We start from the raw sequence: 13442 nt of genomic DNA on the forward strand, positions 1-13442 counted from the left end.
GAGCAGGCTCGCGCCCACCATGGATCGCACCGTACACAAACTTTATGTTCGCTGAAGATCAACTGTGGGAGCGAGCCTGCTCGCGATGGCTGCGAAGCAGCCCCTGGCGTCATGGCGTATATTCGGCGAATCCCAATTGCCTGTGCAGCCAACCATGAAACAGACCCCCGATGACCTGGAGCAGATCACCTCCACCACTCTGAGCCATTACAACTCGGTGGCCGAAGACTTCCGTGAAGGCACTCGCGATCACGATGTCAGCCAGAACATCGATGCCCTGCTGCGACATATTCAGGGTGAGGCGCCCTTCAGCATTCTCGACTTTGGCTGCGGCCCTGGCCGCGACCTGAAAACCTTCACCCGCATGGGCCACATCGCCATCGGGCTCGACGGTTCGCAAAAGCTTGCGCAGATGGCCCGCGATGACAGCGGCTGCGAGGTCTGGCAGCAGGATTTTCTGAAACTCGATCTGCCGGCCGAGCGGTTTGACGGGATATTTGCCAACGCGGTGCTGTTTCATGTCCCGAGTCAGGAATTGCCGCGGGTGTTGAAGCAACTGCGCGAGGCGTTGAAACCAGGCGGGGTGTTGTTCAGTTCCAATCCGCGTGGCGAGAATCAGGAAGGCTGGAACGGGCCGCGGTATGGGGCGTATTACGATCTTCAGGTGTGGCAGGACATGCTGACCGAGGCGGGCTTTGTGGAGTTGGAGCATTACTACCGGCCAGCAGGGCTGCCGCGGGAGCAGCAGCCCTGGTTGGCGAGTGTCTGGCGTAAGCCGGTGTAGTCTGACAGAACGCCATCGCGGGCAAGCCCGCTCCCACAGGAACCGAGTTGTCCAGGCGGACGCGATCCAATGTGGGAGCGAGCCTGCTCGCGATGACGCTAAGCGCTCGTCCTTACTCTCCCTCAAGGACCGAGCTTGCCTGAACGACTCGATCACTGTGGGAGCGGGCTTGCCCGCGATGAGCGCGCAGCGCTCGCCTTACTGCGCTTGTTTGTTCGGCTCGCGAACCTTGTACCAGGCCACGTACAGCGCCGGCAAAAACAGCAGCGTCAGCAACGTCGCAATGATGATCCCGCCAATCATCGCGTAGGCCATCGGCCCCCAGAACACTTCCCGGGCAATCGGGATCATCCCCAGGCTCGCTGCCGCCGCCGTCAACAGAATCGGCCGACGTCGATGTTCCGTGGCTTGTACCACCGCGTCCCACGGCGTGTAACCGTCCTTCTCGAAGGCGTCGATCTGGGTCACCAGAATCACCGAGTTGCGGATGATGATGCCGATCAGCGCCAGAATCCCGAGGATCGCCACGAAGCCCATGGGCGTGCCCGTCGGGATCAGCGCCAGCACCACACCGATCAAACCGAGCGGCGCGACGCTGGCCACCAGGAACAGTTTCTGCACGCTGTGCAGCTGGATCATCAGGAAGGTCGCCATCAAAAACAGCATCAACGGCACCACTTTGGCAATCGGCCCCTGGGCCTTGCCGCTTTCCTCCACCGTGCCGCCAGTGGCGACTTTGTAGCCCACCGGTAAACCGGCGGCGAACTTGTCGATGTCCGGTTGCAGCTGTTTCACCAGGTCGGTCGGCTGAATCTCGTCACGCACGGCGGCCTTGATAGTGATGGTCGGTTTGCGGTCACGACGCCACACCAGCGGCTGTTCAAGTTCATAACCTATCGTGGCAAACGCCAGCAGCGGTATCGAAGTGCCGCCGGGGGTGACGATCTGCAAATTCTGCAAGGTTTCCGGGCTACCGCGCTCGGCATCTTCAGCGCGGCCGACCACGTCGATCAGGTAGATATCGTCATCGACCTGCGTCACCGGCGAGCCGACGACGATGCTGTTCATCAGGTTCGCCACGTCTTCCGACGACAGCCCCAGTTGCCGTGCCTTGTCTTGGGCGATGTCGATGCGCAGGACTTTGCCCGGCTCGTTCCAGTCGTAAATGATCTCGCCGATGTGCGGGTTTTTATCCAGTTCGGTGGCCAGGGCGATCGCGTGTTTACGCACTTGATCGATGTCTTTGCCGCTGACCCGGTATTGAATCGGGCGCCCCACCGGCGGGCCCATTTCCAGGGCCTGGACGTAACTGCCGACACCAACGAACTCCTCACGCAGGCGCTTTTGCAGACGTGCGGTCAGGGCCGTGCGTGACGCCAGGCCTTTGCTGACGATCACCAGTTGCGCGTAGTACGGGTTCTGCAATTGCTGGTCGAGGGGCAGGTAGAAACGGATCGCACCCTCGCCGATATAGGTGCTCCAGCGCACGATGTCCGGGTCGCCCTTGAGCGTCGCTTCGAGCTTGTCCACCACCTTGCGGGTTTCGGCAATCGAGGCGTTTTGCGGCAGGTTCAGGTCGACGAGAATCTCCGGGCGGTCCGAGGACGGGAAGAACTGGTTCTGCACGAACTGCATCGAGAACACCGAGAGCACAAACAGCGCCACGGTGATGCCGATGGCCCACCAGCGATTGCGCATGGCCCACAGCAGGCCACCATTGAACGCCCGACCGATGCGCCCTGGCTCTGCGTCGTGGGGTTTCACGTTGGTGCTCAGAATGTGCACACCAAGCACCGGGGCGAACAGCACCGCGACGATCCACGACACCAGCATGGCCACCGCGATCACCGCGAACAGCGTGAAGGTGTACTCACCGGCCGAGCTTGCGTTCAAGCCGATCGGCACGAAACCGGCCACGGTAACCAGCGTGCCGGTGAGCATCGGGAACGCCGTCGAGGTATAGGCGAAGGTCGCCGCCTGCTCTTTGGTTTCGCCCATTTCCAGGCGCGTGACCATCATTTCCACCGTGATCATCGCGTCGTCCACCAGCAGGCCAAGGGCGATGATCAGCGCACCGAGGGAAATCCGCTGCATGGTGATGCCACTGTATTCCATGAAGAGGAAGACCATCGCCAGCACCAACGGAATCGAGCACGCCACCACCAGCCCTGCGCGCACGCCAAGGCTGACGAAGCTGACGATCAGCACGATCACCACGGCCTCGAACAACGCACTGGTGAAGCCGCCGACGGCTTCTTCCACCACTTCGGCCTGATCAGACACGTTGTGCACGCCAACGCCCACCGGCAGGTCGGCGGTCAGCTCGTTCATGCGCAGGTGCAGCGCCTTGCCGAATGCCTGAATGTTGCCGCCCTTTTTCATGGCGATTGCCAGGCCAATGGCCGGCTGACCGTTGAAGCGAAATTCCGGAGTGGTCGGATCGACGTAACCACGGCTGATGTCGGCAATGTCGGCCAATCGGTAGAAGCGGTCGTTGAGCTTCAGGTTGACGTTGGCCAGGTCTTTCTCAGAGGCAAACTGCCCCGAGGTCCGCACCGAAATCCGCTCCGGACCAGCCTCGATCACTCCCGCCGGGGTCACGGCATTCTGCGATTGCAGGCTCTGCACCACCTGGCGCTGATCGATGCCGAGGGCGGCGAGTTTGCGGGTGGAGAAGTTCAGGTACAGCACTTCATCCTGCTCGCCGATCATTTCGACCTTGCCCAACCCTGGCACTTCACGGATTTCGGCACGCACCTGTTCCACGTAATCGCGTAGCTGGCGCATCGACAGGCCGTCAGAGGTAAAGGCATACACCGAACCGAACACGTCACCGAACTCATCGTTGAAGCCCGGCCCTTGCAGGCCTTGCGGGAAGTCGCCGCGGATGTCGTTGATCTTCTTGCGCACCTGGTACCAGATTTGCGGAATGTCCTTGGCGCTGGTGGTGTCGAGCAGATTAACGAAGACCGTCGATTCACCGGGGCGGGTGTAGCTTTTCACGTAATCGAGCGAGTCGAGTTCTTCGAGTTTTTTCTCGATCCGGTCAGTGACCTGCTTGAGGGTTTCTTCCTGGGTCGCGCCGGGCCAACGGGTCTGGATCACCATGGTTTTGATGGTGAACGACGGGTCTTCTTCGCGCCCCAGGTTCAGGTAGGAAAACACGCCCATCAACAGCGCGACGAACATCAAATACCAGACAAACGACTGATGCTTGAGGGCCCACTCGGATAAGTTGAAACTCCCTTTCATTGCGGGCTGCCCTCGTCAATTCTTACTTTCTGCCCCGGTTTGAGGCTATTCACACCGGCACTGACCACCCGCTCGCCGGACTTCACGCCGTTGGCCACGACCACCGTGTCGTCGGTCCGGCTGATCAGGCTGACTTCCCGTGGGGCAACGGTTTGCGTCTGCGGATCGACGATCCAGATCCGCGTCTTCCCATCAACCTCCTGCAATGCACTCGCCGGCAGTTCGAGGCGTGGTTTGATGGCGGAGCTGAGGGTCACGCTGATCGCCGTGCCAAGGTGAAAACCCGGCGGCGTATCCGTCAGGCTCAGACGAGCGCGACGGGTACGGGTCGCGCTTTGGGCCTGAGGTTCGATTTCGCGCACGACGGCGGTGCTGGTGATGCTCGGGTCCAGTTGTGAGGCGACCTGGAACTCCACGTCGGCCGGCAAATCATCGATCAGGGTGTCGGGCAAGTCGATCACCGCTTCCTTGATGTCCGGCTGCGCCAGGGTCACCACTTGCTGGCCGGCGGTCACCACTTGCCCGGCTTCGGCATTCCACGCGGTGACAACGGCTTTGTGATCGGTGCGCAGCTCGACGTAGTTGAGTTGGTCCTTCGCCTGGTTGACTGCGGCCCTGGCTTGATCGAGGGACGCCTGGGTGGTTTTCAAATCGGTCTGGGCGATGTCCAGTTGCGCCTGCGCGCCGACCCCGCGATTGAACAATTCCTGCTGACGCCGGGCGTTGGCCTGGGCGTTGATGAGCTGCGCCTGGACACGCGCCAGATCACCCTGGGCCGAGCGCAACTGGTTCTGCTGATCGGTGGGGTCAAGGGTGGCGAGCAAGGCGCCCTTCTGTACTTCGGCGCCGACATCGACGTTACGGCTGGCGATACGCCCCGGCACCCGGAAACCGACATTGCTTTCGTAACGAGCCTGAATGCTGCCGGCGAACCGGCCGAGGTCCTCTTGATTGAGCGCTTTCACTTCCACAGACAACACCGGCCGCACCGGTTCTGGCGGCGCTTCTTCCTTGGAACAGGCGCCCAGCAGTATGGCGGCGGATAACAGCAACAGGCGTTTCATGGTTGGGCTCCTGTCGCTGGGGTCTGATCGGTATTCTCGACGATTTCCACCCGCACGCCCGGGTGCAGCAACTGGCCGCCCGCGGTGACAACTTTTTCACCACCGGTGAGGCCAGCGCTGACAATGACTTTGCCGGTCAGGTAACGGCCAACGGTGACGGTGTGCAACTGCGCCTTGCCCTCGGCGTCCACCAGCCACACAGCCGGGTCGCTGAGATTTTTGGTCAGGGCCGCCCAAGGCAGCTCCACCGCGGTTTTGCCCGCTGGCTTGGCGGTGGCGCTCACCACCGAGCCGAGCTGCATGCCTTCAGGGAGACTGTCGAGGCTGACTTTGACTTGCACCGTGCCGGTCTGCGCGGACACTGCCGGCGTGACTTCGCGAACGGTGCCCGTGGTCTTGATCTTCGGATTGTCGAGCAGGCTCACCACAATCGATCGGTCCGACGGCGGCTCGGCCAACAGCGATTCATAAACGTTGAACACCGCGTCACGCTCGCCATCCCGGGCCAGGCTGAAAATTGGCACCGTGGCCTGCACCACCTGGCCGACCTCGGCCTGGCGCGCAGTAATCACGCCGGGTGCATCGGCAATCAGCGCGGTGTAGCTCAGCTGATCGCGAGCGTTGGCCAATTGCGCTTGAGCCGCGCTCAATGCACTCTGGCTGCTGCGCAAGGCCGCTTGGGCGGAGTCGTATTCGCTCTGGCTGGTATAGCCCTTGGGCAGGAGTTTTTGCTGGCGAACGAAGGCCGCGGCAGTCTGTTTGACCCGTGCCTGTTCGGCGACCACCTGGGCCTGGGCCGAATCGACATTGGTTTGCAGGTCTTTGGGATCAAGCTTGGCCAGCACTTGCTTGGCCGACACCCGGTCACCGACGTCGACCATGCGCTGGATGATCTTGCCGCCCACGCGAAACGACAACTCGGTCTGGACTCGCGCCTGGACGTCACCGGTGAGTGTCACCGCCGCGGCGTAATCAGTTGGTTTGACCTCTTGCACGAAGACTCGCGGACGGTCCTTCTCGACCGGCTTTTTATCGCCACAAGCAGTCAGCAAGGCAAAGAGGCTCAGGCCAACCACTAATTTCAATCCGGGACCCGCCATGCAGACTCCTTTGCGTTGTACGTACGTGCCAGTGACGATACGACTGTGAGCTTAGAACAGGGTTCAACAGGTGCACGGGCTTGCTGCATTCCCTGTGGCTGAGGGGCTTGACTGTGGCGAGGGGGCTTGCCCCCGTTCGACTGCGCAGCAGTCGTAAGCCGGCTAACGCAGTGATCCTGAAAGAAACGCGGTGACTGGTTTAAGGGCTGCTTCGCAACCCAACGGGGGCAAGCCCCCTCGCCACAGGGATCACCGTGTTGCTGACAATAAGGCAGAATGACGAACCCTGCAGCAGGAAGCTTCCCATGCTCAAAACCCTCGCGGTGGCCAACTACCGCTCGATCAATAAATTGGTGATACCGCTTCAACGGTTGAACCTGATCACCGGCCCCAACGGCAGCGGCAAGTCCAACCTCTACCGCGCCTTGCGCCTGCTGGCGGAAACTGCTCAGGGTGGAGTGGTCAATGGCTTGGCACGCGAGGGTGGACTGGACTCGACCTTCTGGGCCGGACCGGAAACCATCACCCAGCGCATGCGTAATGGTGAAATCCCGGTCCAGGGAACCGTGCGACACGGCGTCAAGCGCCTGCGCCTGGGGTTTGCCGGCGAAGACTTCAGCTACTCGATCACGTTGGGCCTTCAGGAGTCGAGTCTTTCCGCGTTTTCTCTGGACCCGGAAATCAAAAGGGAATGCATCTGGTCCGGGCCGTTCTATCGCCCGGCCAGCCTGCTGGTGGATCGCGACGGCCCGATGATTCGCACACGGGCCGGACGCGGCTGGGAGGTGCAGGCCCAGCGCACACCGAATTTCGACAGCCTGTTCGATCAGGTCGGTAGCTTGCGCACCTCGCCGGAAGTCTTGCAGCTGCGTGAATTCATCCGCCGCTGGCGCTTCTACGATCACTTTCGCAGCGATGCCGATGCCCCGGCGCGACAACCACAGCTGGGCACTCGCACGCCGGTGTTGCACCACGACGGTCGCGACCTCGCAGCGGCGTTACAGACCATCCGCGAAATCGGCGATCCCGAAGCCTTGCAGGCGGCGATCAGCGATGCCTTCCCCGGCGCGACGCTGAACATTGCACTGCTGCAGGGCGGGCGATTTTCGATCGAGTTTTATCAGGAAGGGTTGCTGCGGCCATTGTCCGCCGCCGAGTTGTCGGACGGGACGTTGCGCTATCTGTTGTTGGTCGCGGCACTGCTGACACCCCGACCGCCGACGCTGATGGTGTTGAACGAGCCGGAAACCAGTCTGCATCCGGACCTGTTGCCGGCGTTGGCGCGGTTGATTATACGAGCGTCCGAGGAGTGTCAGGTCTGGGTGGTGTCCCACGCACGGCGCTTGATCTCGGCGTTGCAGCAAGACCCGGAGTGCAATTGCATTGTGCTGGAGAAAGATTTCGGCCAGACCGGGATGGTCGGGCAGCGGATGCTGGATGAGCCGGTGTGGCATTGGCCGGATTAGAGGGTGCCTGATAAACCGCCATCGCGGGCAAGCCCGCTCCCACAATGTTCTTCAATGGACACAAAATCTGCGTCCACACCAAACCCTGTGGGAGCGGGCTTGCCCGCGATGACGGTCGTGAGATCGCCGCAAAGGTTAGAGACTCACCCCTGCCACTTCCCTCCCTCGACAATCACGCTCTCAGGCCTGGTGTCATCGCTCAGCTCTTTACGCACATACTGGTCGTACAGCTTGAGCAGGTACTTCTCCTCCCCCAGCTTCGCCAACTCCGCATTCACCCAGTCACGCAGTTCGATGTTGCCTTTCTTCACCGCCGGGGCGATCGGTGCTTCGGCGCCCAGTTTTTCCTCCAGCACGCGGTAGCCCGGGTTCTGCTTGGCCCAGCTGAACAGCACCAGATTGTCCTGCGCATAAGCATCGCCGCGACCGTTAGCCAGAGCTTGCAGGGACTCGGAGTTTTTCTCGAACTTCAGCAGTTTCCAGTCCGGATGATTTTTGGTCAGCCAGATATCCGCCGTGGTGCCCGTGGTGACAATGGTGGTGCGGGTCGCCAGGTCATCGAGGGTCTTCACCGAACTCGCCTGCGGCACCAGCGCCTGCACCGCCACCTTGAGGTTCGGGTTGGTGAAGTCCACTGCTTCCTTGCGCTCCGGGGTGACGGTCATGTTGGCCAGGATCAGGTCGACCTTGTCGCTTTGCAGGAACGGAATCCGGCTCGCCGGCTCCACCGCCACGAACTCGACCTTGTTTTCATCGCCCAACAGATCCTTGGCGAATTGGCGACCAATGTCGGTATCGAACCCCACGTAGCGCCCGGCCTCATCGACAAAACCGAACGGCGGTTTGTCGGTGAACACGCCGACAATCAGCTTGTCCCGGGCTTTGATTTTTTCCAGGTAACCGGTTGGTGCAGTGCTGACGCTGGCGACTTTCGGCTTGGCCGGTTCTTCGGTTTTGTTGCAGCCGACCAATAGCGCCAGGCCGAACAGCGGGAGCAGCAGCAGAGAAGACTTGGCAGTTTTCATGGCAGTTCCAGTTCCTTTGTTTGAGTCGTTTTGGGTAGTGCGGCGACATAGGAGAACTTCTCCAGGAACTGCTGCGCTCGTGCGGTTTGCGGGTTCGTAAAGAAAATCTCGGGGGGGTGTTGCTCAAGGATGCGCCCGGCGTCCATGAACACGATGCGGTCGGCCACGGCGCGGGCGAAGGCCATTTCGTGGGTGACGATCAACAGGGTCATGCCCTCGCGGGCCAGGCCCTGAATCACTTCGAGTACCTCCTTGACCATCTCCGGGTCGAGGGCGGCGGTGACTTCGTCAAAGAGCATGACTTGGGGATTCATGCACAGCGAACGGACGGCGGCGATGCGTTGCTGCTGACCACCGGAGAGCTGACGCGGGAACGCATCGCGCTTGTCCAACAGGCCTACGCGCTCCAGCAAGGCTTCGGCCTGGGCACGGGCTTCGCGGCGGTCGCGCTTCTGCACTTTCAGCGGGCCAAGCAGCACGTTATCGAGCACGCTCATGTGCGGAAACAGGTGATAACTCTGGAACACCATGCCGATCTGCTGCCGCACTTCACGCCAGTCGGTGCCCTTGTCCAGCAGCTCGCGCCCGGCAAAATTCAAGCTGCCGCTGTGAGCGACTTCCAGGCCGTTGAGGCAGCGTAGCAAGGTGCTTTTGCCGCAGCCGCTGGGGCCAAGGATGACGATCACTTCGCCCGGTTTCACCTTCAGGTCGATGCCATTGAGCACCTGCTGCTCGCCGAAAAACTTGTTGAAACCCTTGAACTCGATCAATGCGCTCATGCTTGCGTCCAGCGCCGCTCCAGCACGCGGGAAGCGGCTGACAGCGGGTAGCAGATGAAAAAGAAAAACAGAAACAGCGCGCCATAGATCAATACCGATTCGTAGGTGCGCTCGATGATCTGCTGGCCGACCTTGATCACGTCCACCACGCCGATCAGCACCGCCAGGGAGCTGGTCTTGATGATCCGCGTGTAGACGTTGATGGTCGGTGGCGTCATGCGTTTCAGCGCCTGGGGCAGCAGCACGTAGCCGTAGAGTTGCGGGCCGTTCAAGCCCATCGACAACCCCGCCTCACGCTGCCCACGGGGCAATGAATGCAAGGCGCCGCGCACCACTTCCCCGACTTCACTGGCGCCCCACAGCGACAACACCAACACCGCGCACCAGAAGCTTGGAATGCTCAGGCCGAAAAAGATCGGCAGGCCGAAGAACAGCAAATACAGCCAGACCAGCACCGGGATCGCCCGGAACAGCTCCAGATAAACCCGAAGAATTGCGTTGAGCCATGTTGAATTCAGCGTACGCAACACGCCGTAGAGCACGCCGCCGACGGTGCTGAAGGCGATGCTCAAGAAAGAAATCGACAAGGTTTGCGCAGCGCCCCTACCCAGTTGCGGCAACGACACCCAGAGCAATTCAAGACCCGAACTGGCCATGCTGGAGCCTCCTTTCCAGACGGCTGAGCAGCAGCGACAACGGCAAAAACAACAGCACACAGATCAGCGTCAGCACGGCGAGCATTTCGTAGGTTTTGTAATAGAGCGCGATGTAGCTCTTGGTGGTGTAGAGAATCTCCGGCACCGCCACCGCCGAGACCACCGTGGTTTCCTTGAGCAGGAAAATGAAATTGGCGAACAGCGACGGCAGGCTGAGGAGCCCGGCCTGCGGCAGGATCACGTGGCGCAGCAATTGTCCGTGGGACAAGCCGATTGAACGACCCGACTCAAGTTGCGCCTGGGGCACGGCGTCCACCCCGGCGCGCAGGACTTCAGTGAGGTAAGCGCCGCCGAGAAAGGTCATGGTGATGATCGCCGCCGCGAAGCCCGAGACTTTGATGCCCAGGGCCGGCAAAGCGAAGTAGACGAAGAACAGCTGGATCAGCAGGGGCGTGTTGCGCGCCAGCTCCACATACAGCCCGACCAGGCGTTGCAGGTAAGGCGTGCGAAACACCAGAATCGTCGCGTTGATCAGCGCCACCAGCAACGAAGTACCGATGGCGATCAAGCCGACCTGCAGCGTCACGCCCACGGCTTTGAGAAACGCCGGCAGGGTACTGAGGATAAATGCGTAATCGAAGGTCATTGAACATCCTGTACGCCGCTCGGTAAGCGACGATGGCGCAGTCCATGGGCGGTGGGTAACCACTCGGCAGACACCAACTTTAAAGGTATAAAAATAAGAATTTAAATACCGATAACGCATATAGATATCACGCAAAAAACTATCCTGCGGATTTGCGGCGGCAGTGGAAGACGGCTATTTTCCTTTGCGCTGCAGGAAGGATCTTTTTTTCAAAATACTCCTCCAAGGACGTGCAGCTTTTGGCCAGACTCCCCCGGCCGAACCATCACAAGGAAGAGAACATGGCTGACGTAAAAGTGCCGCCGCGACTGGATCCGCAGGACATCGTGAAATTGCTGGTGGCGCTGCGCAGCGCGCTGAAGGCCAGAGAGGCCTAGACCGAGAGCAGGTTCCCTGTGGCTGGGGACTTGTTGTGGCGAGGGGGCTTGCCCCCGTTGGGCTGCGAAGCGGCCCTAAAACCTGCATTCCAATTCCCTCTGACACACCTCATGAACTGATCGGCGACTGCTGCGCAGCCGAACGGGGCGATGCGGCGTTCCGACAAGCCCCCTCGCCACGAAAGCCCCTCGCCACAGGTGAAACACACCCCAATAAAAACGCCGACGCTGTAGTAGCCGTCGGCGTTTGAAACCTTGAAGGGGTTCGAGACGGCAGTGAATCAGAACGCCGGCAGTACCGCGCCGCTGTACTTCTTGGCGATGAATGCTTTCACTTCAGGACTGGTCAGGGCCTTGGCCAGTTTCTGGATGGCAACACTGTCCTTATTGTCTGGACGAGCCACCAGGAAGTTCACGTAAGGCGAATCGGCACCTTCGATCACCAACGCGTCTTTAGCCGGGTTCAAACCTGCATCCAGCGCGTAGTTGGTGTTGATCATGTCCAGATCGACCTGATCCAGAACACGCGGCAGCATGGCCGATTCCAGTTCCTTGAACTTGAAGTTGTGCGGGTTCTTGGCGATGTCTTTCGGAGTGGCCACGGCGTTTTTCGGGTCTTTCAACTCGATCAGACCAGCCTTCTGCAGCAGGATCAGGGCTCGGCCGCTGTTGCTGCCTTCGTTCGGGATGGCGATAGTTGCGCCGTCTTTCAGCTCAGCCAGGCTTTTGACTTTCTTCGAGTAGCCGCCGAATGGTTCGACGTGTACACCGATCACGGTCACCAGATTAGTGCCTTTGCCTTCGTTGAAGTTTTTCAGGTACGGCAGGGTCTGGAAGTAGTTGGCGTCCAGACGCTTCTGGTCGACCTGCACGTTCGGCTGAACGTAGTCGGTGAAGACTTTGATCTCCAGATCCACGCCTTCTTTGGCGAGGGTTGGCTTGATCAGTTCAAGAATTTCGGCATGTGGAACCGGGGTCGCCGCAACCACCAGTTTCTCGCCGGCCTGGGCCAGGCCCGCGGTCAGGGCAGCCGCCAATGCGGTGAACAACAGAACCTTTTTCATACAGTGTCCTTATCGAAAATCACGGTCGTCATCGACGACGGCTAAATAGTTAGGTGCCAGTGAAGTGCCATCGCTGGCGTGAGGCGGACAATACCGGGATTTTTTATTCCAGAACAATATCTTTTATTCACTTTCATATTCCATTTTGTTCATACAGCCGCCACCTTCGTGAAACTGCACGACCTCTGTAGGAGCGAGGCTTGCCCGCGAAGGGGGAGTGTCAGTCGACGTTAATGTTGCCTGACACACCGCGTTCGCGAGCAAGCTTCGCTCCTACAGAATCCCGGTGTCTTTGAGCAGTTTTTTCAAGGCCTCTTTTTCGGCGGTGGTACCGTTGACGAGGATTTTTTTGAGTTGCTGCTCGATCTGCAGCAACGACGCCGGCGCCTCGGGCAAATTCAAATGCTCCGGCAAAATCTCGTCGCCGGTACTCACCAACAGCGCAAAGTGAATGACGTTCTCCAGCTCCCGGGTGTTGCCCGGCCAACTGTGTTGCTCCAGCAGATGCTGCGCGGCTTCGCTGATCAGTGGCACCGGCAGGTCGAGGCGTTGGCTGTAGATGCCGAGGAAATACTCGGCCAGCGACAAAATATCGCCCACCCGTTCACGCAAGGCCGGCAGTTCGAGCTGACCTTCACTGAGGTAGTGATAAAGCCGTTCATGGAATTTTCCGGCAGCCACCGCCTGGGCCAGATCGATGCTGGTGGCCGCTACCAGACGCACGTCCACCGGGCTCGGCTGGTGCGCGCCGACGCGGGTGACTTCATGGTTTTCCAGGGCCGCGAGCAATTTGATCTGGATTGGCAGCGGCAGGTCGCCGATCTCGTCCAGGTACAAGGTGCCGCCGTTGGCCGAGCCAAACCAGCCGGCACGACTACTGGCCGAACCGCTGTAACTGCCGGCGGCGTAGCCGAACAGTTCAGCGTCGGCGTACGTCGGGCTGATCGCCCCGCAATTGACTGAAACGAACAACCCGCCGCGATCACTGGCGCGATGGATGTGCCGTGCCAGCAGCTCTTTACCGCTGCCGGTTTCACCGCGAATCAACACCGAGATCGAACGTGGCGCCAGTTGTTCCAGCTCCTGACGCAATTGCCGGGAACGCGGATCGACGAACACCAACGCTTTGGCGCGGATGCTCAGCGGGCTTTTTTCCGCGTCGGGAAAGGTCAGCAGCGGCTGACCGAATGTTTCATGCAAGCTCATGGCAGACTCCCGCCCAAAACCGC

At 60.3% G+C, this 13442-nt stretch carries 11 protein-coding genes; 2 read left to right on the forward strand and 9 right to left on the reverse strand.

Going from position 1 to position 13442, the window contains the following annotated elements; genetic code table 11:
- Positions 1-154: 154 nt before the first annotated feature.
- Positions 155-784, forward strand: coding sequence for a bifunctional 2-polyprenyl-6-hydroxyphenol methylase/3-demethylubiquinol 3-O-methyltransferase UbiG (locus J3D54_RS07110; protein ID WP_253417281.1), 630 nt, complete (start codon positions 155-157; stop codon positions 782-784).
- A gap of 198 nt (positions 785-982) precedes the next feature.
- Here the strand turns inward: J3D54_RS07110 and J3D54_RS07115 are convergent, their stop codons facing one another.
- The 3 genes from J3D54_RS07115 to J3D54_RS07125 are packed head-to-tail and all read right to left on the reverse strand — an operon-like array spanning position 983 to position 6200.
- Positions 983-4036, reverse strand: a complete 3054-nt coding sequence (locus tag J3D54_RS07115) for an efflux RND transporter permease subunit (protein WP_253417282.1) — start codon at positions 4034-4036, stop codon at positions 983-985.
- A complete protein-coding gene (locus tag J3D54_RS07120; protein ID WP_253417283.1) occupies positions 4033-5100 on the reverse strand; it encodes an efflux RND transporter periplasmic adaptor subunit in 1068 nt (355 codons plus the stop codon). Before J3D54_RS07120 ends, J3D54_RS07115 begins: the two co-directional genes overlap by 4 nt.
- Positions 5097-6200 carry an efflux RND transporter periplasmic adaptor subunit gene (locus J3D54_RS07125; protein ID WP_253417284.1) on the reverse strand — a complete coding sequence of 368 codons (1104 nt, stop codon included), beginning with the start codon at positions 6198-6200 and terminating at the stop codon, positions 5097-5099. The genes J3D54_RS07120 and J3D54_RS07125 overlap by 4 nt, the downstream gene beginning before the upstream one ends.
- A gap of 305 nt (positions 6201-6505) precedes the next feature.
- Here J3D54_RS07125 and J3D54_RS07130 point away from each other — a divergent pair, with 305 nt between their 5' ends.
- Positions 6506-7666 (forward strand): AAA family ATPase, encoded by a 1161-nt coding sequence (locus tag J3D54_RS07130; RefSeq protein WP_253417285.1) that lies wholly within the window; start codon positions 6506-6508, stop codon positions 7664-7666.
- Positions 7667-7809: 143 nt separating this feature from the next.
- Here J3D54_RS07130 and J3D54_RS07135 read toward each other — a convergent pair whose 3' ends face one another.
- The 6 genes from J3D54_RS07135 to J3D54_RS07160 all read right to left on the reverse strand — a co-directional run bounded on the left by J3D54_RS07135 (position 7810) and on the right by J3D54_RS07160 (position 13419).
- A complete protein-coding gene (locus tag J3D54_RS07135) occupies positions 7810-8691 on the reverse strand; it encodes a transporter substrate-binding domain-containing protein (protein ID WP_253417286.1) in 882 nt (293 codons plus the stop codon).
- The gene (locus J3D54_RS07140; RefSeq protein WP_253417287.1) at positions 8688-9470 is read right to left on the reverse strand and encodes an amino acid ABC transporter ATP-binding protein; all 783 of its coding nucleotides are present in this window, start codon (positions 9468-9470) and stop codon (positions 8688-8690) included. The genes J3D54_RS07135 and J3D54_RS07140 overlap by 4 nt, the downstream gene beginning before the upstream one ends.
- Entirely contained in the window at positions 9467-10126 is a 660-nt protein-coding gene (locus J3D54_RS07145; RefSeq protein WP_253417288.1) for an amino acid ABC transporter permease, read from the reverse strand. The genes J3D54_RS07140 and J3D54_RS07145 overlap by 4 nt, the downstream gene beginning before the upstream one ends.
- Positions 10107-10772: an amino acid ABC transporter permease gene (locus J3D54_RS07150; RefSeq protein ID WP_253417289.1), complete on the reverse strand. Its 666-nt coding sequence runs from the start codon at positions 10770-10772 to the stop codon at positions 10107-10109. Before J3D54_RS07150 ends, J3D54_RS07145 begins: the two co-directional genes overlap by 20 nt.
- Positions 10773-11430: 658 nt before the next feature.
- On the reverse strand, positions 11431-12213 hold the full coding sequence (locus J3D54_RS07155) for a MetQ/NlpA family ABC transporter substrate-binding protein (protein ID WP_217855125.1): 783 nt from the start codon (positions 12211-12213) through the stop codon (positions 11431-11433).
- A gap of 273 nt (positions 12214-12486) precedes the next feature.
- Entirely contained in the window at positions 12487-13419 is a 933-nt protein-coding gene (locus J3D54_RS07160; RefSeq protein WP_253417290.1) for a sigma 54-interacting transcriptional regulator, read from the reverse strand.
- Positions 13420-13442 lie beyond the last annotated feature (23 nt).

The sequence above is a fragment of the Pseudomonas sp. GGS8 genome (genome assembly GCF_024168645.1).
In the GTDB taxonomy this organism is placed as follows: domain Bacteria; phylum Pseudomonadota; class Gammaproteobacteria; order Pseudomonadales; family Pseudomonadaceae; genus Aquipseudomonas.